Genomic DNA, 321 nt, shown 5'->3' with positions numbered 1-321 from the left:
TTAATAAGACACGCTTTAATTTTTCTGATTTTTCTTCAGAATTCATTTAGCTGCGCCCCCGTATGGCACATTCTGACCACCATATCGTCGTACGCGTAAATTACATTGCTCTGCATGACCCACAAAGCCCTCAAGCAAGCATAATCTTGAGCCATAAGCACCAATTTGTGCCGCTGCTTCGTCAGTTAGAACTTTTTGGTAACTATGAGTTTTTAGAAATTTACCAACCCATAAGCCACCAGTATACCTACCTGCTTTTTTTGTTGGTAAAGTATGGTTCGTCCCAATTACTTTATCACAATTTGCTACGTTTGTTCGAGA

At 39.9% G+C, this 321-nt stretch carries 1 protein-coding gene; it reads right to left on the bottom strand.

The features are described from left to right. Positions 1-42: 42 nt before the first annotated feature. On the bottom strand, positions 43-321 hold a 279-nt coding region (locus ACTF5Q_RS11805; RefSeq protein ID WP_438954798.1), incomplete at its 5' end, for a histidinol dehydrogenase.

The organism is Candidatus Salinivivens marinus (genome assembly GCF_965655845.1).
Classification (GTDB): domain Bacteria; phylum Pseudomonadota; class Alphaproteobacteria; order Rhodobacterales; family Rhodobacteraceae; genus Salinivivens; species Salinivivens marinus.
The sequence above is the reverse complement of the archived record's forward strand: the minus strand, read 5'-3'. Positions and strand labels throughout refer to the sequence as shown.